The 23,479-nt window shown below is 66.2% G+C and carries 17 protein-coding genes, 1 pseudogene and 1 riboswitch; of the genes and pseudogenes, 2 read left to right on the top strand and 16 right to left on the bottom strand.

Annotation, left to right across the window (positions count from 1 at the left end):
- Positions 1–2: 2 nt before the first annotated feature.
- Entirely contained in the window at positions 3–1,214 is a 1,212-nt protein-coding gene (gene efeO, locus QN358_RS12300; protein ID WP_201799274.1) for an iron uptake system protein EfeO, read from the bottom strand.
- Positions 1,195–2,862, bottom strand: a complete 1,668-nt coding sequence (efeU, locus tag QN358_RS12295) for an iron uptake transporter permease EfeU (protein ID WP_201799275.1) — start codon at positions 2,860–2,862, stop codon at positions 1,195–1,197. The genes efeO and efeU overlap by 20 nt, the downstream gene beginning before the upstream one ends.
- Before the next feature lie 215 nt (positions 2,863–3,077).
- Here efeU and QN358_RS18870 point away from each other — a divergent pair.
- Positions 3,078–4,661 (top strand): annotated as a pseudogene (locus QN358_RS18870) (bifunctional 3'-5' exonuclease/DNA polymerase); the annotation flags it as partial.
- Positions 4,662–5,562: 901 nt separating this feature from the next.
- Here the strand turns inward: QN358_RS18870 and QN358_RS12285 are convergent.
- The 7 genes from QN358_RS12285 to QN358_RS12255 form a co-directional block, all read right to left on the bottom strand.
- Entirely contained in the window at positions 5,563–6,111 is a 549-nt protein-coding gene (locus QN358_RS12285; RefSeq protein ID WP_323512544.1) for a hypothetical protein, read from the bottom strand.
- Positions 6,108–6,512 (bottom strand): hypothetical protein, encoded by a 405-nt coding sequence (locus tag QN358_RS12280; RefSeq protein ID WP_136642034.1) that lies wholly within the window; start codon positions 6,510–6,512, stop codon positions 6,108–6,110. Before QN358_RS12280 ends, QN358_RS12285 begins: the two co-directional genes overlap by 4 nt.
- A 136-nt stretch (positions 6,513–6,648) precedes the next feature.
- On the bottom strand, positions 6,649–8,562 hold the full coding sequence (typA, locus tag QN358_RS12275; protein WP_136642035.1) for a translational GTPase TypA: 1,914 nt from the start codon (positions 8,560–8,562) through the stop codon (positions 6,649–6,651).
- A gap of 97 nt (positions 8,563–8,659) precedes the next feature.
- Positions 8,660–10,414 carry an ABC transporter ATP-binding protein gene (locus QN358_RS12270; protein ID WP_323512543.1) on the bottom strand — a complete coding sequence of 585 codons (1,755 nt, stop codon included), beginning with the start codon at positions 10,412–10,414 and terminating at the stop codon, positions 8,660–8,662.
- Positions 10,411–11,388, bottom strand: coding sequence for an ABC transporter permease (locus QN358_RS12265; RefSeq protein WP_136642037.1), 978 nt, complete (start codon positions 11,386–11,388; stop codon positions 10,411–10,413). Before QN358_RS12265 ends, QN358_RS12270 begins: the two co-directional genes overlap by 4 nt.
- A complete protein-coding gene (locus QN358_RS12260; protein ID WP_136642038.1) occupies positions 11,378–12,307 on the bottom strand; it encodes an ABC transporter permease in 930 nt (309 codons plus the stop codon). Before QN358_RS12260 ends, QN358_RS12265 begins: the two co-directional genes overlap by 11 nt.
- Positions 12,308–12,425: 118 nt before the next feature.
- Complete coding sequence (locus QN358_RS12255) at positions 12,426–14,045, bottom strand: ABC transporter substrate-binding protein (RefSeq protein WP_323512542.1); 1,620 nt, start codon at positions 14,043–14,045, stop codon at positions 12,426–12,428.
- A 277-nt stretch (positions 14,046–14,322) separates the two neighbouring features.
- Between QN358_RS12255 and QN358_RS12250 the strand changes: the two genes are divergently transcribed.
- Entirely contained in the window at positions 14,323–15,126 is an 804-nt protein-coding gene (locus QN358_RS12250; RefSeq protein ID WP_323512541.1) for a CPBP family intramembrane glutamic endopeptidase, read from the top strand.
- Between the two features lie 19 nt (positions 15,127–15,145).
- On the opposite strand, the gene QN358_RS12245 is transcribed toward QN358_RS12250, so the two are convergent.
- The 7 genes from QN358_RS12245 to QN358_RS12215 form a co-directional block, all read right to left on the bottom strand.
- Complete coding sequence (locus QN358_RS12245) at positions 15,146–15,940, bottom strand: pentapeptide repeat-containing protein (protein WP_136642041.1); 795 nt, start codon at positions 15,938–15,940, stop codon at positions 15,146–15,148.
- Positions 15,941–15,981: 41 nt separating this feature from the next.
- Positions 15,982–18,921, bottom strand: coding sequence for an aminomethyl-transferring glycine dehydrogenase (gcvP, locus tag QN358_RS12240; protein WP_323512540.1), 2,940 nt, complete (start codon positions 18,919–18,921; stop codon positions 15,982–15,984).
- The gene (gene gcvH / locus QN358_RS12235; RefSeq protein WP_136642043.1) at positions 18,921–19,325 is read right to left on the bottom strand and encodes a glycine cleavage system protein GcvH; all 405 of its coding nucleotides are present in this window, start codon (positions 19,323–19,325) and stop codon (positions 18,921–18,923) included. The genes gcvP and gcvH overlap by 1 nt, the downstream gene beginning before the upstream one ends.
- On the bottom strand, positions 19,322–20,461 hold the full coding sequence (gcvT, locus tag QN358_RS12230; RefSeq protein ID WP_136642044.1) for a glycine cleavage system aminomethyltransferase GcvT: 1,140 nt from the start codon (positions 20,459–20,461) through the stop codon (positions 19,322–19,324). The genes gcvH and gcvT overlap by 4 nt, the downstream gene beginning before the upstream one ends.
- Before the next feature lie 201 nt (positions 20,462–20,662).
- Positions 20,663–20,756, bottom strand: a riboswitch (glycine riboswitch).
- A gap of 38 nt (positions 20,757–20,794) precedes the next feature.
- Positions 20,795–21,616, bottom strand: coding sequence for a copper resistance CopC family protein (locus tag QN358_RS12225; RefSeq protein WP_323512539.1), 822 nt, complete (start codon positions 21,614–21,616; stop codon positions 20,795–20,797).
- 81 nt (positions 21,617–21,697) lie between these two features.
- A complete protein-coding gene (locus tag QN358_RS12220) occupies positions 21,698–22,327 on the bottom strand; it encodes an LON peptidase substrate-binding domain-containing protein (protein WP_323512538.1) in 630 nt (209 codons plus the stop codon).
- 32 nt (positions 22,328–22,359) lie between these two features.
- Positions 22,360–23,415, bottom strand: a complete 1,056-nt coding sequence (locus QN358_RS12215; protein WP_136642046.1) for an NADP-dependent oxidoreductase — start codon at positions 23,413–23,415, stop codon at positions 22,360–22,362.
- Positions 23,416–23,479 lie beyond the last annotated feature (64 nt).

The raw sequence follows: 23,479 nt of genomic DNA, 5'->3' as shown, positions 1-23,479 counted from the left end.
GGTTACGCCGTCGCCACCTTTTCGCTGATCTGGCTGAGCGGCTGCTGCAGGGCCTGGATGGCCTGGGTGAGCTTCGTGGCATCAGATGCTTTGAGCGCCTCGGTGTACAGGTCGTAACCGCCGAGAGCGGAGGCATCCTTGTAGGTGGCCAGCAGCGCGTTCACGGAGTCGAACTGGGTGCTGATCGATGCCGTGAGGTTCGCATCGATCGTGCTGAGCGCGGGCTTCAGATACTCGAACGCCTGCTCTGACCCTTCGACGTTGGCCGCGAAGTCGACGAGGTCGATGTGGCTGTAGGCCTCTTCTTCGCCGGTGATCTTCGACGACTGAACCTCTTCGAGCAGACCCGAGGCGCCGTTCGCAAGCTCTTCGGGCTTGTATGTGAGGCCCTTGGTGAGGGTCTGCAGCTGCGCGATGTCGGCGACGAGCTTGGTGCTCAGCGTCTTGGTCGATGCACTGATTGCGCCGGTCTCGAAGAGGTCTTTCTCGATGGGGTGAAACCCCGTCCACTCGGTACCGGGGTCGACGTCGGCGACGCGAGCATCGACCTCAGGGTCGAGGTCGGCGAAGCTCTCGGCAACCGGCTCGATGCGCTCGTAGAACGGGCGGGCGACGGCGTAGGCCTTCTGGGCCGCAGCGACATCGCCTGACTGGATCGCGGCATCCAGAGCGGCCACGGCGGTCACGAGAGCCGCCGACTGGTCTTCGACATAGGCGCCGTAGCCGGTCGTACCGGTGGTGAGCAGCGTCTGCACGTCACTGGCGGTGCTTGCCGCAGCGCCGGTGACAACGAAGTCAGTGTTCTCGGCCGAGGCACCCGGGCAGTTCAGCTGGTAGGTGCCGCCGCCGAGGGTGACGGTGAAGGTGGCGGGCTGCAGGCCCGCGACGATGTTCTCCCGCTCGCCCAGAATGCGCTTGTCGCTCATCAGCTCGACCTCGCTGAGGCCGGCCGCGTCGGTGTTGGTCACGGTGAACGTGACGGGGCCGGCGGGTGCCGTGGCGTAGTCCATGGCGCAGCTCGAACCGCTGAGGGTGACCTTGATCTGCGTGGCACCGTTGGCGACGGGTGCGGTGCCGCCAGCCGAGGCGGTTGAGCCCGCAGTGGTCGACCCCGCGCTACAACCGGCGAGCAGCATGCTTCCGGCGACGAGGCCGGTCAACAGGGCGAGGCGGGCGGCGCGGCGGGTGGCCGGGCTATTTCGTGACGACGTCATGTAGGTCGAGCTCCTTGAGATCAGAATCGGGCGAGAGAGAATCGGGGGCGCCGGATGCCCGGGCAGCGTCGCCCGCACCGCCGGGCTCTGGCAGGGCGGTGCCGCGTCGCCGCGAGGCGCGAAAGCCTCTGAGGCCGGCGAGCAGCAGCACGAGGGCGGCCACTGCGAGCACGGCGGGCAGGGAGGTCTTGAAGAGCTGCGTCTCGGCGACATCGGATTGCCACGCCGAGAGCTCAGCCGCGACCGCTTCGGTGTGTTGGCTGTCGAGGCTCCACGAAAGCGACTCGGCCGCCGTGTCGCCCGCTGTCACCGTGACCGTGCGAGCGGCCGTGAGACCGCCGCCGGAGAGAGCGAGAGTGGTGACCGTCGACCGCGAGGCGTCGAGGAGGGTTGTGCCGACCGCCCAGACGTGCTCAGTGACGCTCACCTTCCAGGCGGCGGTGAACGGGCCAGGGTTGGTCTGCCGGTTGATTCCGACCGGGGTGCGACCACCGTTCAGCGTGTCGAGGTCGGCGAGCGTGAGGGTGGTGGGAAGCGTGGTGGGAGTGACCGTGGAGTCGAGTGACCAGGTGCGGGCATCCTGACCCAGATGCGTGTCAGCGGTCGACGCCGACGACTCGAGGAGGGTCGAGGTCGAATTGGCGAGAACTGTTGTTTCAAGAGCGAGGCGTGCATCACTGCCGGTGAGCTGGGCCGTGCCTAGCTGGCGGCCATCGGTGCCGGTAAGGGCGGCGGGGCCCGTGCCGAGAGTGGGCGGGGCGGGCGCGGGAACGGCGACCACCAGGACGAGGGCGGCGATCGCGGCGGCACCGGCGAGCGAGAACTGCACGCGGTAGGCGTGGATGCCCGGGCGAAGCTTCACGGGCCACAGCACGAAGAGCAGAACGGGCACGAGGTACAGCGCCCAACCGAGCACCTCGATGACGCGGGGGTCGGCGGGGATGCCCAGAACGCCGGTGATGAGGGCGGCCTGAACCGAGCCACCGGGAGCCAGCCAGGCCAGGTCGACGGTGGTGTTCTGGCCGACGACGATCCAGCCGGCTTCATGAGCCGTGCGGAGGGCGCTCATCACGAGGCCGGCCGCGACGAACACCAGGAAGACACCCGTGACGGTGAAGAACTTGCCGAGGTTCAGCCGCACACCGCCGCGGTAGATGCCGTAGCCGATCAGAACAGCGAGCAGCAGGCCGAGGAGAGCGCCGAGGCCTGCGGTCAGCGGGCTCACCGACGATTGGAACGCCGCCAGCATGAAGACGGAGGTCTCGAAGCCCTCGCGCAGCACCGCGAGGAAGGCCATGCCGGCCAGCGCGAGAACCGAACCGTTCTTGATGGCTTCGGTGGCGGTCGACTCGAGTTCGCGGCGCATGGTGCGGGCGTGCTTGCTCATCCACACGATCATGGCGGTGACCATGACCACGGCCACGGCGCCGATGATCGATTCCATGCCCTCTTGCTCAGCCTGGGGTAGGCCCACCGAGATGACCTCGAGAATCGCGCCGACGGCAACCGAGAGCACCATGGCGGCGATGACGCCGATCCACATCGACTTCAGCGAGTGGCCGTTGCGCTTCAGAAAGGCCGCGATGATTCCAACGATGAGCGCCGCCTCGAGGCCTTCACGAAGGCCGATGACGAACGTTGCAAGCACGAAGAAGCTCCAGCGGTGGGTGCCCGCAGAGGTGCCGCGGGACGGTTGTGATGAGAACGCCTGAATCGGCCGAACAAAGGTAAGCCTACACTTAGTAAGGTTCGGCTGTGCTAACCAGAATTCGCGCTCATCCGAGTTCGAAGCTGGCGCTCAGGTCTCGCAACGCCCCGGCCCGCGTGCGCGCGGTGCGGCCCTCGTCGGGGAGAATAGACGCTGTGTACGTCGTTCTCTCCGAATCCCCCCGCGGCGTCTTCACCCTCACCTATCTCACCGACAGCGGCGAGAACGACCCCGAGCAGCCGAGCGAGACGTACGAAGAGGCAGAGCTCGCGGGCGCGGTCGAAGCACTGGAGCTCGAACGCCCGCGTTGGGTGTGGGCCGACACGGGCATCCGGTACCCGGGCCTGCTGGCGCACGGAGTTCGGGTCGAACGTTGCCATGACCTGCGGCTGACACACGCCATTCTGCGGGCGTCGAGCCTCACGGCCGCGTCTGCGTTGGCTGCGGGGCCGCGCTCGGCGTGGGATGCTCCGCTCATGCCGAGCGATGGTGTGCCTGGCTCGGCGAGCAGCCGGGCCGGGCAGACGGCGCTGTTCGACGGCATTGGTGGGGCTGTGCCGCAGGCGGGCGGCGTTCTGAGCGGCGGCGGCGGAGGGGTCGGCGATTCTGGGCAGGAACCCGACGCCGTGGGCGCGGCCGAAGTGAACCGGCTGGTGGCGGAGTTCAGGCTGCAACTCGATGCCATCCGTACCGCCACCGAACCCAACCGGCTGCGGCTGCTGCTCGCCGCTGAGTCGGCCGGCGCACTCATCGCGGCTGAAATGTCGCACGCCGGGCTGCCGTGGCGCGAAGACGTGCACGACGCGCTGCTGACCGAACTGCTCGGCGAACAGGTCGCACCGGGGCTTCGCCCTGCTCGCCTCGAACAGCTCGCCGTCGCGGTGCGCGCCGCGCTCGGCACGCCCCAGCTGAACCCCGACTCCCCCGCCGACCTGTTGCGGGCGCTGCGTTTTGCCGGGCTGATGGTCACCACCACCCGGTCGTACGAGTTGCAGTCGATCGAGCATCCGGTCATCGCGCCCCTGCTCGAATACAAGAAACTCTCGCGCCTGCTCAGTGCGAACGGATGGTCATGGATGGCCTCCTGGGTCACCAATGGTCGATTCTCACCCGACTACGTTCCGGGCGGCGTGGTGTCGGGGCGCTGGGCCACCCGCGGGGGCGGGGCGCTGCAGTTGCCCAAGCAGGTTCGGCGCGCGGTCACTGCCGACGACGGATGGGTGCTCGTGGTGGCCGATGCCGCCCAACTCGAGCCGCGCATCCTCGCGGGCGTGTCGGGCGACACCGTCATGGCGGCGGCCGGCCGGGGCACCGACCTCTACGCCGGAATCGTCTCGGCGGGCGCACTCGAAACCCGCGCGCAGGCCAAAGTTGCGATGCTCGGAGCCATGTATGGTGCCACCACCGGTGAGAGCGGGCGACTCTTGCCGCGGCTGGCCCGCGCGTTTCCCACCGCTTTGCGTTATGTCGAAGACGCCGCCCGTGCCGGCGAACGGGGCGAAGTCGTGACGTCGCGATTGGGGCGCAGCGCACCGCGCCCCAACGAGGAATGGTGGGAGGCCCAGGCGCGGGCTTCGGAGGGTACCCCCAACGAGCGCGCCCAGCAGTTCGCCCGCCAGCAGGCTCGCGACTGGGGCCGCTTCACGCGCAACTTCGTCGTGCAGGCGAGCGCCGCCGACTGGGCGCTCTGCTGGATGGCAGACCTGCGGCGACGGCTCGCCGACCTTGCGCCCGCAGACGACGCGGCGCTCGACGAGCCACTGCTCGATGATGCGCCCCTCGCCGACGCGGCGCAGGATGCCGAGCTTTCGTTCGACGATGCAGCCCCGGATGCCGTCCCTTCGCTCGACGCCACCACACCACACGCCGACCCCTCGCTCGACGGCATCTCCACGGCCCCGACTGCAGCTGCGGGCAGCGACGACGCCGTCACCCACGCGCTCGAACTGCTCACCGGCGACAACTCTGCCGCTTCGCTCGACCCTGTCGCCGCTGCCGCTGCCGCGAAGGCGCTCGAATCGGCGCGCCGGGCGGCCGTCGAAGCGGAGATCACCGAACGCGAGCGTCGCATCGCCGCCCCCTCTCCCTTCAAGGCCGCCGACCCGGTTGCCGACATGGCCAGGCGCCTCGCCGAGCTGCGCTCCTCCGGCGCGAGCGTTCGCCCGGTCGCCCTCCACTCCGAGCCCGCTCCCGTCGTAGCCCCAGCCCCTGCCGTAACGGCACCGCCGTCAACCAGCACTCCGCGAACTCCCCCGAGGCCCCCGTCTGGCCCGTCTGGCACGTCTGGCACGTCTGTCCCGTCTGGCCCGTCGCAGGCCCGGCCGACACCACCCGTCGTTGACGTGCCACCGTCGGGCCGACCCGTCTCAGCTCCCACGACCACTGCGGGCCGGGCCGCCAAGCCGTTCACTCACGCCCCGCACCTCGTGTTCTTCCTGCACGACGAACTCATCGTGCACGCCCCCGCTGAACTCGCCGACGCGGTGGCGGATGCTCTCCGCGACTCGGCCTCAGCCGCCACCCGCCTGCTCTTCGGCGCGTTCCCCCTTGACGTTCCGCTCGACGTCTCCATCGTCGCCAGCTACGCCGACGCCGACTGACGCACCCGCCTCCTACTGAATCACCCGGCGGTCGACTGACTCACCCGGCAGCGGCAGGCGCGGCAGGGTCGCTTGCCGAGGGGGCGTACCGGGTGACCTCGTACGCGGCGATGGTGCGGTGCTGGTGGTCGACGCCGATCACGAGGATGATCTGGTCGTCGCCGCGCGTGAAGCCGAGGCCGGCGCCGCCCACGATGTCGAACTGTTTGCCGTCGAACGTGCCGAAGCGATTGCCGGCACTGTTGAGGTCGGACTCGGTGAACCCGGCCCCGGTGAGCTGGCTCACGACGGCGTCGGCATCGGTGGCGTTCGGGAGCACCACCGCGATCACCCAATCGGTCTCGACGTCATCGGAGTCGGTTGTACCGGCGAGGATCTTGCCGTCGGCGATGGGAATGTCGGAGGGAAAGTTGCCGGGCAACGCCCCCACGCTCACGTGTCCGCCCGATGTGAGCCCGACGATGCTGTTGATCGGGTTTGAACACCCGGTCGCAACCCCGGCCGTCACCAGCGCAGCCAGCACCGAGAGAACGATGTGGGCGCGGCGGCGGGCGGGTCCGCGCAGGCGGCCCTGCCTAGAGGCGCTCACGACGAGGCCTTGTCGATGAAGTAGACCGCGTCGGTGTTGCCCTTGTCGTCAGTGCCGACGCCGACCATGACAGAGTAGGCACCTCGAACGTAGCCAGTCGCCTGCGCGCCGACCACATCGAACGCTGTTCCGTCGAAGGTACCGAACCGATTGCCCTGGGAGTTCAGATCACTGGCCACGAAGCCCGCGGCAGTGAGCTGAGCGTCGATAGCGGCTACGGCGGCAGCGGCACTGGGAATCGCTGCACCCGGCGCTGACGCTGACGGCAGCACCGCGCATCCGGTCAGAACCAACGGCGCCAGGCCGAGCCCGAGGGCCGACCCGACGTTCAGCCGATGAGCACGCGCGATCGGCGTGCGAACACATTTCGGCCCCTTAGGCCGACGTTTACTGAGAATCACTCACTCATTCTACGCCGCGCGTCTGCACGTGACAACTGCTCAGCTATCACGCCGGCCGGGCCTGTACAACGACAGACCCCCGCCGCACGAGCCGAAGCGCGTGGGGCGGGGGTCTGGTGAAGCGGGGCGGGACGCGCTACGCGTTCGCGTTCTGCGACTTGACGCGCGACGCGCTCCGCTGGCGAGCCTGCGCGGAGAGCTCGACCTTGCGGATGCGAACCCATTCGGGCGTGACCTCGACGCACTCGTCTTCGCGAGCGAATTCGAGCGACTCTTCAAGTGTCAGCTTGCGCGACGGCGTCATGCGCTCGAACGTGTCAGAAGTGGACTGGCGCATGTTGGTCAGTTGCTTCTCTTTGGTGATGTTGACGTCCATGTCGTCGGCGCGCGAGTTCTCGCCGATGACCATGCCTTCGTACACCTCTTGGGTGGGCTCCACGAAGAACGACATGCGCTCCTGCAGGTTCACGATGGCGAACGGCGTGACGACACCCGAGCGGTCGGCCACGATCGACCCGTTGTTGCGGGTGACGATGGCGCCGGCCCACGGAGCGTAGCCGTGTGAGATGGCGTTGGCGATACCGGTACCACGCGTGGTGGTGAGGAACTCGGTGCGGAAACCGATGAGCCCACGCGACGGAACGATGAACTCCATGCGAACCCAGCCGGTGCCGTGGTTCTGCATGGTCTCCATCATGCCCTTGCGGGAAGCGAGAAGCTGGGTGATGGCACCGAGGAACTCTTCGGGCGCATCGACGGTCAGGTGCTCGAACGGCTCATGCGTCTTGCCATTGACCTGCTTGGTGACCACCTGCGGCTTGCCGACGGTGAGCTCGAAGCCCTCGCGGCGCATCTGCTCGACGAGGATGGCGAGAGCCAGTTCTCCACGACCCTGCACCTCCCACGCGTCGGGGCGACCGATGTCGACGACCTTCAGCGAGACGTTACCGACCAGCTCGCGGTCGAGGCGGTCTTTCACCATACGGGCCGTGACCTTCGAGCCCTTGGTGCGGCCGATCATCGGCGAGGTGTTGGTACCGATGGTCATCGAGATGGCGGGGTCGTCGACCGTGATGATCGGCAGCGGCCGAACATCGTCGGGGTCGCTGATGGTGTCTCCGATGGTGATCTCGTCGATCCCCGCGATGGCCACGATGTCGCCGGGGCCAGCCGTCTCGGTCGGGAAGCGCGTGAGCGCCTTCGTGATCAACAGTTCGGTGAGCTTGACGTTCTGAACCGAACCGTCGTGGCGAACCCAGGCGACCTGCTGGCCCTTTTTGATGTGACCGTTGAAGATGCGCAGCAACGCGAGGCGGCCGAGGAACGGCGACGCGTCGAGGTTGGTGACGTGCGCCTGCAGGGGCAGATCGTCGTCGTAGGTGGGAGCCGGAACGTGCTTCAAGATCGCTTCGAAGAGCGGCTCGAGGTCGTCGTTGTCGGGCAGCGTGCCGTTCTCGGGCTTGTTGTTCGACGCGGCACCGTTACGCCCGGAGGCATAGACGATCGGCACGTCGAGCACCTTGTCGAGGTCGAGGTCGGGGTGGTCGTCAGACATGTCGCTCGCAAGGCCGAGCAGAAGATCTTGCGACTCTGCGATGACCTCGTCGATGCGGGCATCCGGCCGGTCGGTCTTGTTGACCAGCAGGATGACCGGAAGGTTCGCCTCGAGCGCCTTGCGCAGCACGAAACGCGTCTGCGGCAGCGGGCCCTCAGACGCATCGACGAGCAGAACGACACCGTCGACCATGGAGAGGCCGCGCTCGACCTCACCACCGAAGTCGGCGTGGCCCGGAGTGTCGATGACGTTGATGACAATGGACTTGCCATCGGCGTGCTTGCCGCTGTAGAGCACCGAGGTGTTCTTCGCGAGGATCGTGATGCCCTTTTCGCGTTCAAGGTCATTCGAGTCCATCATGCGGTCTTCGCCCTCAAAGTGGGCGTCGAACGAGTTGGTCTGCTTGAGCATCGCGTCGACAAGAGTGGTCTTGCCGTGGTCGACGTGGGCAACAATCGCTACGTTACGTAGGTCATCGCGGGTGGCTGACGCCATGGATGATCGTCCTCAAAGTAATGCGGACTCAATCTGTAGGCGAGCCCGACGAAATAAACGGGTGGGGGCGGCTACGCCCGGGTTGCCGACGCAAAACTTAGACCCCCAGAGCAATACCAGCCCCGGGAATCGCATTCAGCAACTCTTTAGTGTATTCCATACGCGGGTTGTCGAACACCTCATCGGTCGTAGCGGTCTCAACGATCTTGCCGCGCTGCATGACACAGACGTTGTCGGCGATCACCCGCACGACCGCGAGGTCGTGTGTGATGAAGAGATACGTGAGGTCGAGTTCGGTCTGAAGGTCTGACAGCAGCTGCAGAATCTGAGCCTGAACGAGCACGTCGAGAGCCGAGACAGCCTCGTCGAGAATGACGATGTCGGGCTTCAGCGCGAGCGCACGGGCGATGGCAACGCGCTGGCGCTGCCCCCCGGAGAGTTCGTTCGGGTACCGGCTGGCCAGGGCCCGCGGCAGTGAGACCTGTTCGAGAAGCTCGAACACGCGGTCGCGGCGCGACTTCTTGTCGCCCACCTTGTGCGTGTTCAGCGGTTCACCGATGGTGTTGCCGATGTTACGCAGCGGATCGAGCGAACCGTAGGGGTCTTGGAAGACCGGCTGCATCTTGCGGCGAAGGTCGAGCAGAGCTTTACCCTTCATAGGTGCCGTGTTCGTTCCGTCGATGCGGATCTCGCCGTGCGTGGCGTCTTCGAGCCGCAGCAGCATCTTCGCCACAGTCGACTTGCCAGAGCCGGACTCCCCCACCAGCGCCGTTGTGGTACCGCGCTGAATACTGAACGACACGTCGTCGACGGCCGTGAACGCCTCTTTGTTGCCGCGGATCTTATAGACCTTGGTGAGGTGCTCGACGACGATGGCGTCTTCGCGCTTGGGCGCAGCTGCCAGCTGGCCGGCCCGCGCCTCTGCCGTCTCGATGAGGTCGAGACCCTCGGTCACACCGGTGGCCGAGTAGTCGAGCTCGGTGAGCTTGTGGGCCGACGACTGGATGCGCCGCGAGGCGAGGCTCGGAGCCGCGGCAACGAGGCGCTGAGTGTAGGGATGCAGCGGGTTCGCCAGAATCTCCTTCGACGGGCCCGACTCCACAACCTGGCCCTTGTACATCACCACGAGGTGCTCGGCGCGCTCGGCGGCCAGACCCAGATCGTGGGTGATGAACAGCAGCGCGGTACCCGTGTCACGGGTCAGCTTCTCGAGGTTGTCGAGAATGGTGCGCTGCACCGTCACGTCGAGAGCAGACGTGGGCTCATCGGCGATGAGCAGCTTGGGCCTCGACGAGAGACCGATACCGATGAGCACTCGCTGGCGCATTCCGCCGGAGAACTGGTGTGGAAACTGCTTCAGGCGCTTCTCTGCGTCACCGAGGCCGGCTTCTTTCAACACCTGGATCGCGTGCTTCTTCACGTCGGCCCGGCCTTGTGCGATGCCGTTGGCCCTGATGGCCTCCTGCACCTGAAAACCGACGCTCCACACCGGGTTGAGGTTCGACATCGGGTCTTGCGGCACAAAACCGATGAGCTTGCCCCGCACCTCCTGCATCTGCTTCTGGGAGAGCTTCGTGAGGTCTTGGCCGTCGAAGAGAATCTGGCCGCCCATGATCTTGCCGGAGCCGGGCAGCAGGTTGATGATGGCGTGCGCGGTGGTCGACTTGCCTGACCCCGACTCGCCGACGATGGCCAACGTCTCACCGGCGTGCAGCGTGATGTTCGCCCCGCGCACCGCCGGAATGACACCGCTCTGCGTCTGGAAACCGACCTGCAGGTTCGTGATCTGAAGCAGTGGCACCCGGGCATCCGTACCGGAGGAACCAGGCGTTCTGGGAGAAGGGGTACTCATCGAAGGGCTCTCGCTTTCGGGTCGAGTGCGTCTCGAATCACTTCACCCATGAGGATGAACGCAAAAACTGTGATCGACAGAGCAAGCGACGGGTAGATCAACGTCTGCGGGTTGGTGCGGAGGTCACGCTGGGCCTGGTTGATGTCGTTGCCCCACGACATGATCGAGCTGCCGAGACCGACACCCAGGAACGACAGGGTGGCTTCGGCGACGATCGCTGCGGCGAGGGAGATGGTCGTGATGGCGATCACCGGGGCGATGGAGTTCGGCAAGACGTGTCGAAGCAGAATACGAAGGCTCGAGACCCCGAGGGCCTCGGATGCCATCACGAAGTCGGCGTTCTTGACGCGGAGTATCTCTGCTCGAAGCACGCGCGCAGTCGCCGGCCAGGCGAAGAGCCCGATGGCGAGTGAGATGGTCCAGACGCTGCGGTAGTTGACGAGCACCGACATGATGACCACGGCGGCCAGGATGTAGGGAATCGAGAAGAAGATGTCACCGATGCGCGAGAGCACGGCGTCGACGACTCCGCCGTAGAACCCGGCGAAGGCTCCGAACACCAGACCGAGCACGGTGGTCAGAACGATGACGATGATGCCGACCGACAGCGACGTCGAAGTGCCGTTGATGATGCGCGAGTAGACGTCGCAGCCCTGCTTCGTGAAGCCGAGTGGATGCCCGGCGGTGGGCCCTCCGTTGCTGTTGAGCAACTGGCAGTCGTTGTTGGGCAGCACACTCGTGAACAGCCACGGAAAGAGCGCGACGACCACGACGAGAATGATCAGGGCACCCGAAACCCAGAACGTGGGGCGGCGCCGGGCGTCACGCCAGGCATCGATCCAGAGGTTGCTGGGCTTGTCGGCGACGTTGACGACGTCGATGGCGACGAGAGGCGTCTCTTCGAGCGGCGCTACGAAGTGCGAGGCCCCGGGCTCGGAGGCGGTCACGGGGTGTTCGAAAAGGTCATTTGACATAGCGGATCCTTGGGTCGAGCAAGCCGTAGAGCAGATCGACAATGAGGTTGACGATGAGGTAGAGCAACACCATCACGGTGACGAACGAGACGACCGTGGGGCCTTCGCTGCGGATGATCGCCTGGTAGAGCGTGTTGCCGACGCCCGGAACGTTGAAGATGCCCTCTGTGACCGTTGCCCCGACCAGCAGAACACCGAAGTCGGTGGCCAGATAGGTGACGACGGGAATCAGAGAGTTGCGCAAGATGTGCACCGGAACGATGCGATTGCGGCTGAGGCCCTTGCTGTACGCCGTACGAACGAAGTCGAGCCCCGACGTCTCGATCACCGATGACCGAGTCAGGCGCACGATCTGCGCGAAACTGATGCTCGCCAGCACGAGCGCCGGCAGGATCAGGTCTTGCACCGGCGCTCCGGTTCCGACGGTCGTTCTGGCCCAGCCGAGCTGCACCCCGAACACATACTGCCCCACGAAGGCGATCACGAAGATCGGCAGCGAGATCAGGATGAGGCTGACGACGAGCGACGACGCATCGAAGAGCTTGCCTTTGCGAAGGCCCGAGATCAGGCCGACGACGATGCCGAACACCGTCTCGAAGAACAGCGCGATCACAGCGAGCCGAAGGGTGACGGGGAACGTGCGGAGCAGGATGTCGCCGACGGGCTGGCCCGAGTACGAGATTCCGAAGTTGCCCTGGAAGATTCCGCCGATGTAGATCAGGTACTGAACGATGAAGGGCTGATCGAGGTGGTACTGCGCACGGAGCTGGGCGACGAGCGCCGGGCTGGGTGTCTTGTCGCCGAACAGGGCGAGGATCGGGTCTCCCGGCATTGCGAAGACCATGAAGTAGATGAGAAACGTTGTTCCGAAGAAAACGGGAATTGCCTGCAACAGGCGCCTGAGAATATATCCGGCCATAGAAGTTCAGCCTCGAGACGAGAGGTAAGTGCGCATACGGGTAAGTAGACCTTATCGAGAGTCAAACCAAAAGGGGCGACAGCGTGAAGCTGCCGCCCCTTTCGGTTGGCGGGAGAGACTAGCCCTTGGTGATCGCGTAGTACAGCGGAACTGAGTTCCAGCCGAACTGAACGTTCGACACGCCCGTGGCGTAGCCGCCCGTCACGTTCGCGTACCAGAGCGGAATCGCCGGCAGGTCTTTGAGCAGGATGACCTGAGCGTCTTGGTAGTCCTTGATCGCTGCGTCTGTCTTGGTCTCTGAAGCGGCCTTCTTGAAGAGGGCGTCAACGGCCGGGTCGCTGAAGTGACCGTCGTTGGAGCTGGCACCGGTCGCGTAGAGGGGCGTGAGGAAGTCGCTGACCGCCGGGTAGTCGGCCTGCCATCCGGTGCGGAACGCGGTCTCGATCGGCTTGGTCTTGTCTGTGACCAGCGAACGGAACTGGGCGAAGGTCGGAGTGGGCGCGCCCGCTGCGTCGATGCCGAGAACGTTCTTGACGCTGTTCGCCACGGCGTCGACCCAGGCCTGGTGAGGCCCATCGGCGTTGTAGGCGAGCTGGAACGTACCTGACCACGGCGAGATGGCGTCAGCCTTGGCCCACAGCTTCTTCGCGTCGTCAGCGTTGTAGGTCAGCACCGAGTTGTTGCTGAGCGAGTCGGTGTAACCATCGAGCACGGGCGACGTGAAGTCTTTCGCCGGGGTGCGCGTGCCGTTGAAGATCACCTTGGTGATCGTGGGGCGGTCGATGGCTTCAGAGATCGCCTGGCGGCGGAGCAGGCCTTCTGCACCCTGGAAGTGCGGAGCCGAGGTACCGATGGTGAACGACTGGAACACGGCTGAAGGCTGGTTGATCGCACGCGAACCAAGGTCGTTCGTGAACGTCGAGATGGCCGAGTCGGGGATCTCGTCGATCACGTCGACGTTGTTGGCCTGCAGGTCGGAGTACGCGGCGTCGGCCTGAGCGTAGAACTTGAAGGTCACCCCACCGTTCTGAGGCTTGCGACCACCGGTGTAGGTGGTGTTCGGAACGAGATCGATCTGCACGTTGTGCTGCCATGCCGATGCAGAAGCCAGCTTGTACGGGCCGTTGCCGATCGGGTTCTGGCCGAACGCGGTCATGTCTTTGAATGCGTTGGCCGGCAACGGGTCGAACGCCGTGTAGCCGAGCTGCAGCGGGAAGTCTGACTGCGGAGCCGAGAGCTTCACGGTGAAGGTCGTGGCGTCGACGACGGTGAGGCCGGTGAGGGGGCTGCTCGCCGCGTCGTTGTAGCCCTCGATCGGGGCGAAGAACGACTGGTTGACCTGGGCGTTGCTGGTCAGGGCGCCGTACTGCCAGGCGTCGACGAACGACTTCGCGTCGACCGCTTCGCCGTCGCTGAACGTCTGGTTGGCCTTGATCTTGATCGTGTAGGTCTGCGAGTCGTTCGTGGTGATCGAGTCGGCCATGTCGTTGATCGGCTTGCCGGTTGCGTCGTAGTACACAAGCCCAGCGAAGATGGAGTCGACGATCTTGCCGCCACCGGTCTCGTTGGTGTTGGTGGGAATCAGCGGGTTCTGGGGCTCAGAGCCGTTGGTCGTGATGATGGCAGTGGTGTTCGCGCTGCTCGCAGGTGTGCTGCTGCCTGACGAGCATCCGGTGAGTACGAGTGCGCTGGCTGCGGCCAGGGCGACTGCGCCCACTCCAATACGTCTGATTTTCAAGGTTTCCTCCTGTGCAAACTGGGCAAATCAAAATCACGACTTGTGGCCGGGAAATCGAATCGAATGTGTCGCTCGCGACGCGTGTGAAAGCACCGCAAATCGCGCACGCCGAGATGATCGGAACGCACGATGACTACGGAGTACCCTAAAAGGGGGCGCAGTGCTTCACCAAATGCGTGTGAAAAAAGTTACATACTAGAAACTAAAATCACCGAATTGTTGTGCTCTATGCACAATCTTTGTGCATTCATAAGTTTCAACGCAAGAAAGCAGCGCCATGACCGAGACCCCCTCACCGACCTCTGCATCACTCGCAGAGCAGCCGATGAGCCGTGGCCAGGTGGGCTTCGAAATCTTCATCGTGCTCGGTCTGTCGCTGGGCGCATCAGCGGTCTACGCGGTCGTTCAGCTCATCGATCTACTGACCCGCGCCAAACCTCTCGGCTCCCAGTCGACCGCGCTGAATGGCGACCTGAGCGACCGTGCCGGGTTCGATCTCACCTATCAACTGCTCGGCATCTTCTTCGCGATTCTCCCGGTGGTGCTGGCGTTCTACCTACTGAAGCTCTCGGGCAGCAACCCGTTCGCCCGCCTCGGCTTCACCGCCAGCCAGCCTCTCTGCGACCTCCGCCGCGGGCTGCTGCTGGTGGTCGTCATCGGCGTGCCGGGCCTCGCGTTCTACCTGCTCGGCCGTGCCGTGGGCATCACGGTGAACGTGACGACGCAGCCCGAGAGCACGTACTGGTTCACGATTCCGGTGCTCATTCTGTCGGCCCTGCGGGCGGCACTCACCGAAGAACTCATCGTTGTCGGGTTTCTCTTCGAGCGCCTCGGCCGGCTCGGCTGGCACAAATGGGTCATCATCGCCAGCACAGCGGCCCTCCGGGGCAGCTACCACCTCTACCAGGGCTTTGGGCCGTTCGTGGGCAACTTCGCCATGGGGGTGCTGTTCGGCTGGCTCTACACGCGCTGGGGCCGCACGGTTCCGCTGGTGATCACGCACTGGATTCTCGACATCGCGTCGTTCGTCGGCTACGGGCTCGCCGTGGCCCTGCTGCCCGGCCTGTTCACGGCGTCGTAGGTTCAACGGCGTCGTAGGTTCAGTCGCGCTTGCCGCGCACTCCCCGTACCACCAGCGCCACCACGCCCAGCACGATGACCGCCGCCGCGCCCACGAGCAGCAGCGAGAGCGTCTGCATACTGGGCCCCTGTGCGGCGGGGGCCGACGCCGAGGTGGCGCTCGGCTGGGGCGTGAATACCGGTACGGGAGGCGCGCTCGTGGCGGTATTGGTCACCGAGATCTTCACGAGTACCGTGGCCACCTCGTTCGGCCTCGACGAAGCGAACGAACAAACCAGACCGGTCTGGCCGAGGGGGAACACCGCGGTTGCATCGACCTGCTCCCCCGCGATGCTGCAGCCTGTCATGGTGAGGCCTTTCGGCAGCACGGGCGTGAGGCTCACGGCCGTGCCCGCCGTCGTGGCGGCCACGGCGTCGACGGTGGGCGGCAGGATGCCCGCGCCGGTGAAATCGGCCCCCACGATGCGTGTGCCGCTGAAGTCGGCCCCCGTGATGACGGCCCCCGCGAATGTCGACGCCTGAACGTCGGCTTTCGCGAAGTTCGTACCGGTGAGGTTCGCCCCGTCGAAGTCGGACTGCGCCAGGTGCTGCCCGCTCAGGTCGACACCAGGGCACTGGCTGCCGCCGGCAACCGGCCCGTTGGCGCTGCGGTTGATGATGCAGCCGTCGTGCGAATAGACGGGGTCGGCCAGCATCGGCCCAGCCAGCGCGCCCGCCGCGAAAGCGGGCGCGCCCCCGAACAGCACGAGAACAAACGCGGCGGCGATGCCGGCGAACAGTGTGGTGCGCCTGGTGCGGCGAGAGTGTCGAGTCATCACACTCAATGATAGAGGAATGATTTTTTCTCGTTTGCGTTTTATTCGAAGGCCTCCGGCGGTGGGCACGCGCAGAACAGGTTACGGTCGCCGTAGGCCTGGTCGATGCGCCGCACGGGCGGCCAGTACTTGCTCCGCACCAGGCTGCTGACGGGGTACACAGCGGTCTCGCGGCTGTAGGAGTGCATCCAGTCGCCCACCACCACCGATTCGGCCGTGTGCGGGGCGTGCACGAGCGGATTGTCGTCTGCCGGCCACTGCCCGGCAGCGACGGCGTCGGCCTCGGCCTTGATCGCGATCATCGCGTCGATGAACCTGTCGATCTCGGCCAGGTCTTCGCTCTCGGTCGGTTCGACCATCAGTGTGCCCGCGACCGGGAAGCTCATGGTCGGCGAGTGGAACCCGTAGTCGACGAGTCGCTTCGCCACATCGTCGACCGTGATGCCGGTGGCCTCGCGCAACGGCCGCAGGTCGAGAATGCACTCGTGCGCCACCAGACCGTTGTCGCCCGCGTACAGCACGGGGAAGTGCTCGCGCAGCCGGGCCGCGACGTAGTTCGCCGCGAGCACCGCCGCAGCCGTGGCGTCTTTCAGGCCCTCGGCGCCCATCATGCGAACGTACGCCCAGCTGATCGGCAGGATGCTCGAACTGCCGTACGGTGCAGCCGACACGGCCCCGCCGCCGTGCACCACACTCGAGCCGCCCCTGGCGGGATGCTCGGCGTTCTGGGCGAACGCGTGCCCGGGCAAGAAGGGCGCGAGGTGCGCCTTCGCGGCCACCGGCCCGACACCGGGCCCGCCGCCGCCGTGCGGGATGCAGAACGTCTTGTGCAGGTTCAGGTGCGAGACGTCTCCGCCGAACTCACCGAACCGCGCGAACCCGAGAACGGCGTTGAGGTTCGCGCCGTCGACGTAGACCTGGCCCCCGGCCTCGTGCACCAGCCGGCAGATGTCGACCACGTCGTGCTCGTACACCCCGTGGGTCGACGGGTAGGTGATCATCAGGGCCGCGAGCGTGGCCGAGTGTTCGGCGATTTTGGCTCGCAGGTCATTCACGTCGACATTGCCGAGTTCGTCGCACGCGACGACGACGACCTTCATGCCCGCCAGAACGGCCGAGGCGGCGTTCGTGCCGTGGGCGCTCGAGGGGATGAGGCACACCGTTCGAGCATCGTCGCCCCGCGAGCGGTGGTAGCCGCGGATGGCCAGCAGGCCCGCGAGTTCGCCCTGGCTGCCGGCGTTGGGCTGCAGCGAAACCGAGTCGTACCCGGTCACGTCGGTGAGCCACGCCTCGAGCTGGTCGATGAGGGTGAGGTACCCCTCGACGTCGTCGCGCGGGGCGAACGGATGCAGCCCGGCGAACTCGGGCCAGCTGACAGCCTCCATCTCGGTAGCCGCGTTCAGCTTCATGGTGCACGACCCGAGCGGAATCATGCCGCGGTCAAGCGCGTAGTCGTAATCGGCGAGCCGCTTCAGATAGCGCATCATGCTCGTCTCCGAGCGGTGCGTGTTGAAGACCGGGTGCGTGAGGTACTCGCTGGTGCGCCGAAGCGCGGCAGGCAGGCGCGTGAGCGATTCATCGGGTGCCTGGCCCGGCGACGCGGTGATGCCGAAGGCTGCGCCGGCAGGGGCTCTATCGCCGACAACGGCACCCGGCGACGCAGCAACACCGAACGCCTGCGCAACCCGGGCGATGTCGTCGGCAGTGGTGGTCTCGTCGACCGAGACGCCCACGATCGACTCGTCGACGAGCAGCAGGTTGACGCCGAGCTCCCGTGCGCGTGCCACGACTGCGGATGCCCCCGCCTCGGCCACTCGCACCTGAACGGTGTCGAAGAACTCGTCGTGCACCGGGGTGAAGCCGCCGCCCTCGAGCAGCCGGGCGAGCTCGGCGGCCCAGGAGGCCGTCTGCCGGGCGATGGCCTTCAGCCCCTCGGGGCCGTGGTAGACCGCGTACATGCCGGCCATGACGGCGAGCAGAACCTGAGCCGTGCAGATGTTCGAGGTCGCCTTCTCGCGGCGGATGTGCTGCTCGCGGGCCTGCAGGCTGAGACGGTAGGCGCGGTTGCCCACCGCGTCGACGCTCACGCCGACGAGCCGGCCGGGAAGCTGGCGCTCGAGCCCCTTGCGCACCGCCATATAGCCCGCGTGGGGCCCGCCGAAGCCCATGGGCACACCGAACCGCTGGCTGGTGCCCACTGCGACGTCGGCACCGAGCTCGCCCGGGGAGGTGACCAGGGTGAGCGCGAGCAGGTCGGCCGCCACAACGGCCAGCCCTCCCCCGGCGTGCACCTTCGCGATGACCTCGGCCGGGTTCCAGATGCGCCCCGAAGCCCCGGGGTACTGAATGAAGACGCCGAACGCGTCGGGCAGGCCCTCTGGGTCGGCCGCTGCGAGGTCGATCTCGACGAGGTCGATGCCTACAGCTTCGGCGCGCGACGCGAGCAGTGCCTTGGTCTGCGGCAGGGCATCCGCATCGACGATGAACGGCGAGGTGGGCGACTTGCTGGCGCGCCGGGCGAGCAGCATGCCCTCGACGACGGCCGTGCCCTCGTCGAGCATCGAGGCGTTCGAGGTGACGAGGCCAGTGAGCTCGGCGACCATCGTCTGAAAGTTGATGAGCGCTTCGAGCCGGCCCTGCGATATCTCGGGTTGGTAGGGCGTGTACGCCGTGTACCAGCTCGGGTTCTCGAAGACGTTGCGCTTGATCACGGCGGGCGTGATGGTGTCGTAGTAGCCGAGCCCGATCATCGAGCGCTTGACCGAGTTCTGGTCGGCGAGCTTTCGAAGCTCAGCCGACACCTCCCGCTCGCTGGCGGGCGGTGGGATGATCGAGGCCGGCCCGTTCGCATCGACGAGAATCGACGGCGGAACAGCGGCCTCGACCAGTTCGGTCACCGACGTGTAGCCGAGGCGCTCGAGCATGACGGCCTGGGCGGCCTGGTCGGTGCCGATGTGGCGGGCCTGAAAGGGAATGCTCATCAGTGTGCAGACTCCTCGTCGCCAAGCAACGCCTGGTATGCCGCGTAGTCGAGCAGTTCGGGCAGCGCCGTGAACTCGACCCGAATGAGCCAGCCCTCGCCGAACGGGTCGCTGTTCACCAGCTCAGGCGCGTCTTCGACGGCCGGGTTCTTCTCGACGACCGTGCCGTCGACGGGGGCGAACAGCTCGCCGACCGACTTGGTCGACTCGATCTCACCCACGATGGCGCCATCGGCGATCACGGTTCCCGCGTCGGGCAGGTCGACGTAGACCACGTCTCCCAGCTTGTCGGCCGCGTACGAAGTGATACCGATGGTGGCGGTGGGCGCCGCGCCGTCAGCGGCCGGTTCGAACCGAACCCACTCGTGCTGCGCCGTGAACTTGAGGTCGGAGTAGTCGGTCACGATAGGTCTCGCTTTCTGCTGTAGAACGGAATCTCGGTGACGCGGTAGGCGAGGCGCTTGCCGCGGATGTCGATGCTCAGAGGGGTGTCGACACCGGCGAAGGCCGGGTCGACGTACGCCATCGCGATGGGCACGCCGAGCGTCGGTGACAGGATGCCGCTGGTGACGACCCCGATCGGTGTACTCGCCGCGTCGCTCTCGAACAGCTCGTAGCCGGCGCGCGCGGCCCGTTTGCCCTCGGCGATGAGGCCGACCAGAACGCGGGAGGCTGTCGTGCCGGCACCGGCGCCGGGCTCCGGCGTGCTCTCGAGGGCCGTGCGGCCGACGAACTCGCCCTTCGTGAAGTTCGGCACACGGCCGAGCCCTGCGTCTGCGGGCCTGGTCTCGAGCCCGAGTTCGTGCCCGTAGAGCGGCATGCCAGCCTCGAGCCGCAGAGTGTCGCGGGAGGCGAGGCCCGCGGCGACCATTCCAGAAGACTCACCGGCATCGACGAGTGCGGCCCACAGCTCGGGCGCGGCGTTCGGCGCGATGTACAGCTCAAAACCGTCTTCACCGGTGTAGCCGGTTCGTGCGACGAGTACCGGATGCCCGCCGAAATGCGCCTCGACCGACCAGTAGTACCGCAGGGCATGCAGCGGCTCGACATCGAGTACCGCCTCGACGATGCCCCGCGACAGCGGGCCCTGAACCGCGATCAGCGCGGTCTCGTCACTCACGTCACGAACGTCGACGTCGAAACCCGTGGCCCGCTCGCTCAGCGCGGCGACGGCCGCCTCGTGATTGCCGGCGTTGGCGACCACCAGAAAACGCTCGTCACCCGTTCGATAGACCACGAGGTCGTCGACGATGCCGCCCTGCTCGGTGAGCAACAGACTGTACTTCGCCTGACCGAGCTTGGTGGCAGAGATCTTGCCCGCCAGGGCGTAGTCGAGAAACCGTGGGGCGTCGATACCGGAGACGAGAATCTCGGCCATGTGCGACAGATCGAACAGGCCGGCGGCCGTGCGAACGGCATGGTGTTCAGTCAGATCGCTCGAGTACCGAACCGGCATCTGCCACCCCGCGAAATCGGTGAAGCTCGCGCCTGCCGCGACATGTTCGTCGTGAAGTGGCGAGAAGAGGGGGCCAGCGGTCATGAGTTCTCCTGATCGGTGCCGACCTGTGCAACAACAACGTTGAGCGACAGGCGGCGATAGGTCACAGGCTTCGAAACGAAGCCCGAGAACTCTCCCTCTGTCATGGTGCCTGAGAGTTTCACCGGCCACCCGCAGGGTGAACCGGCTTTCACCGTGGGCGAGCCTCGTCGCTTCAAGCGACGTGCTTCTTTTCAGAGTGGCCAGTTCAACGCGGTACACGAACCTGAGAGATTATTGGAGAGAATTGCTCCTTCGGTGCCCGGCGACTGGTGCCAGGCTCTCCCGCGCCGACCTAACGGCCAACAGTATTCAGTTGTGCAGTGCAACTCAAGCCTAGCGGCCCCGGCCGCTGAAGTGGTGATTGCGCAGTCGCCGGGTCACCCAGACGACGAGGGCCGAGAGGGCTGCGAGGCCCCCAATGGCCACCCCGACCGCGACCGGCAGAGCCAGGCTCGAGTGGTCGGTCGCTTCGGCGGGAACAGCCGAGAGAATGGTCATGGTCGGCTGCGGCAGTGCGGTCGCACTGCCAGCGGGTACCGGCGCGTCTGACGCGAGCGGCGCAGACTGACCCGAACTGCCGGCCGCGGCGCCGGTTGAGGCAGACCCAGTCGAACCAGCGGAGTCGGAGCCTGTCGAACCGGTCGGGTCGGTGCCGCTGGCGCCGCTAGGAGAACCTGCTGCAGCGCTCGAGGTCGTGCCAGACCAGTCGTCGCCGCACCCTGGAGCCTCCGCAAGCGAGGGGGCTGCCATCGTGACGGCCGACGGCTGCCAGCTGAACGTGAACGCCCCTTCGACCGGATGCCCGTCAGATGACACCACGTGCCAGAGCACCGAGTACACCCCTGCTTCGCCCAGCGCGACACTCGTGCTGGCTGCCGCACCGTCTGTCGTCACGCAGCCGGATTCGTGGTGGCCGCCCGAGGCATCCGTGACCTGGATGAGCGCGTTCTGCACCCCACCCACCGAAGCCAGGTCGTCGCTGAACGTGATGTTCACCGCACTCAGCGAAGTCGTCACAACTTCACCCGCAGCCGGCGTCGACGACTCGATGGTGTCGTGCGCGAAGGCGGGGGCCGCCTGTGCCCCGGCGAAGAGAACACCTGCCAACAACCCCACGACGACCAGGCGCCGCGAGTCGAGGGAGTAAGTTCGCACGTCTAAAGATAACCGCCCGCACCCGGCACAGAAGGGCCGATCGGGCAGACACTCAGCGGACTGGCGGCTGGGCGAACACCCTCACACTTCTTCGTCGGGCCAGGTGATGTTCAGCGCTTCTTCTGCGGCGATCGTGAACTCGATCAGGTCGGTGAGCAGCTGCTCGGCGGTCTCCGCACGCAGCAGCGCGATCTGGTCGATCGGGCCGAGGGGCGAGATTCCCGCGAGTTGCCAGACGGCCGCCACCGGGTCTTCTGAGAGAACGAGGTCGGGCGGCCACTGCTGCAGGCTGTACTCGGCGGCGAGCGCAAGGGTACGGCGCACCACGAGCTCGGCGTCGTCGCGAAGCGACTCGAGTGCGGCATCCCACTGCAGCTCGGGCAGTTCGCGCACCGTGGCCGCGGGGTACGGGTCTTCAGCGAGCCACTCACCGACGACCACCCGTCGTTCACCGACGGCTACCAGCGTGACGAACCCCTCGTCGGTGTCGAGTTCGATGATCTGGGCCGCGGTTCCGGTGCTGAAACGCTGCTCACCGCCGCCCACCTCCTGCCCGCGCTCGATGAGCACGACGCCGAACTCGGCGGGGTCGAGCTCGAGAATGTGCGACAGCATCGTGAGATATCGCTCCTCGAACACCCGCAACTGCAGGGGCATGAAGGGGAACAGTACCGACCCGAGCGGAAACATCGGCAGGGTCGGCTCGCTCATGGGCCTATCGTACGTCTCGTGCCCGCAGCAGGTCAGGGGGCCACGATCATTTTTCCTACGTTCTCACCGTGCATCATGCCGAGGAACGCCTCGAAGGCGCGGTCGATGCCGTGCACCACGGTCTCGTCGTAGACGATCTCGCCGGCAGCCAACCACGGCTGCATCTCAGCCGCGAAGGCAGGCGCCAGGTGGTAGTAGCTCGGCATGGTGAAACCCTGCAGCGTGAGGCCACGCGTGATGATGTTCGTCAGGTGCCGCACGCCCGGGTCGTCGCCGACCGAGTTGTAGCCGCCCACCGAGCCGCAGAGCGCCGCTCGGCCGCCGTCGTTGAAGACCCGCAGTGCCGCCTCGAGGTGGTCGCCGCCCACGTTGTCGAAATAGACGTCGATGCCGCCGGGAGCTGCGTTCTTCAGCTGGCCGGCCACATCGCCGTCACGGTAGTTGAACACGGCGTCGAAGCCGTACTTGCCTTGCAATAGCTCGAGTTTGGCCGCCGTGCCCGCGCTGCCGATGACGCGGGAGGCGCCCTTCAGTCGGGCGATCTGGCCCACCATCGTGCCCACTCCCCCGGCGGCGCCCGAGACGAACACCACGTCGCCCTCCCTCACCTTGGCTATCTGGGTGAGGCCCACCCAGGCGGTGATGCCGGTGAGGCCGAGTGCTCCGAGGTACACCGAGAGGGGATGCCCGGGCACCGGCGGCGCCGCCCTGAACTCCCGCTCGGGGCCCTGCGCCACATCGCGCCAGCCGAGCTGGTGCTGCACGGTGTCGCCGACGGCGAACCGCTCGGAGCGCGACGCGGTCACCCGGCCGACGGCGGCACCGGTCATCGGCTCGCCGAGCTCGAAAGGGGGCACGTATGACCGGCCCGCGTTCATCCGGCCGCGCATGTACGGGTCGACCGAGAGAAACTCGTTGGCCACGCGCACCTCGCCCTCGCCGAGCTCGGGCAGGTCGACGGCGACGCGTACGACGTTCTCGCCCGTCGGTTCGCCGCTGGGGCGGGAGACAAGGTGCCACTGGGTGCTGGTGTTGCTCGTGCCGGTGTTGCTCGTGCCGGTGTCGTTGTTGCTCGTGCTCGAAGTCATGCCTCAAGTATCCTCCCGCGCCCCACCCACTCGATGGGTGGGGGTCTGTCTCTTATACACATCT

Source organism: Subtercola sp. RTI3, from assembly GCF_035018625.1.
In the GTDB taxonomy this organism is placed as follows: Bacteria; Actinomycetota; Actinomycetes; order Actinomycetales; family Microbacteriaceae; genus Subtercola; species Subtercola vilae.
This window is presented reverse-complemented; position numbering and strand designations above follow the sequence as displayed.

What these genes read in the sequence shown, in the direction of transcription:
- efeO (WP_201799274.1), bottom strand. Translation starts at nt 1,214, where the DNA reads ATGACGTCGTCACGAAATAGCCCGGCCACCCGCCGCGCCGCCCGCCTC.
- typA (WP_136642035.1), bottom strand. Translation starts at nt 8,562, where the DNA reads ATGGCGTCAGCCACCCGCGATGACCTACGTAACGTAGCGATTGTTGCC.
- QN358_RS12270 (WP_323512543.1), bottom strand. Translation starts at nt 10,414, where the DNA reads ATGAGTACCCCTTCTCCCAGAACGCCTGGTTCCTCCGGTACGGATGCC.
- QN358_RS12265 (WP_136642037.1), bottom strand. Translation starts at nt 11,388, where the DNA reads ATGTCAAATGACCTTTTCGAACACCCCGTGACCGCCTCCGAGCCCGGG.
- QN358_RS12260 (WP_136642038.1), bottom strand. Translation starts at nt 12,307, where the DNA reads ATGGCCGGATATATTCTCAGGCGCCTGTTGCAGGCAATTCCCGTTTTC.
- QN358_RS12250 (WP_323512541.1), top strand. Translation starts at nt 14,323, where the DNA reads ATGACCGAGACCCCCTCACCGACCTCTGCATCACTCGCAGAGCAGCCG.
- QN358_RS12245 (WP_136642041.1), bottom strand. Translation starts at nt 15,940, where the DNA reads ATGACTCGACACTCTCGCCGCACCAGGCGCACCACACTGTTCGCCGGC.
- gcvP (WP_323512540.1), bottom strand. Translation starts at nt 18,921, where the DNA reads ATGAGCATTCCCTTTCAGGCCCGCCACATCGGCACCGACCAGGCCGCC.
- gcvT (WP_136642044.1), bottom strand. Translation starts at nt 20,461, where the DNA reads ATGACCGCTGGCCCCCTCTTCTCGCCACTTCACGACGAACATGTCGCG.
- QN358_RS12220 (WP_323512538.1), bottom strand. Translation starts at nt 22,327, where the DNA reads ATGAGCGAGCCGACCCTGCCGATGTTTCCGCTCGGGTCGGTACTGTTC.
- QN358_RS12215 (WP_136642046.1), bottom strand. Translation starts at nt 23,415, where the DNA reads ATGACTTCGAGCACGAGCAACAACGACACCGGCACGAGCAACACCGGC.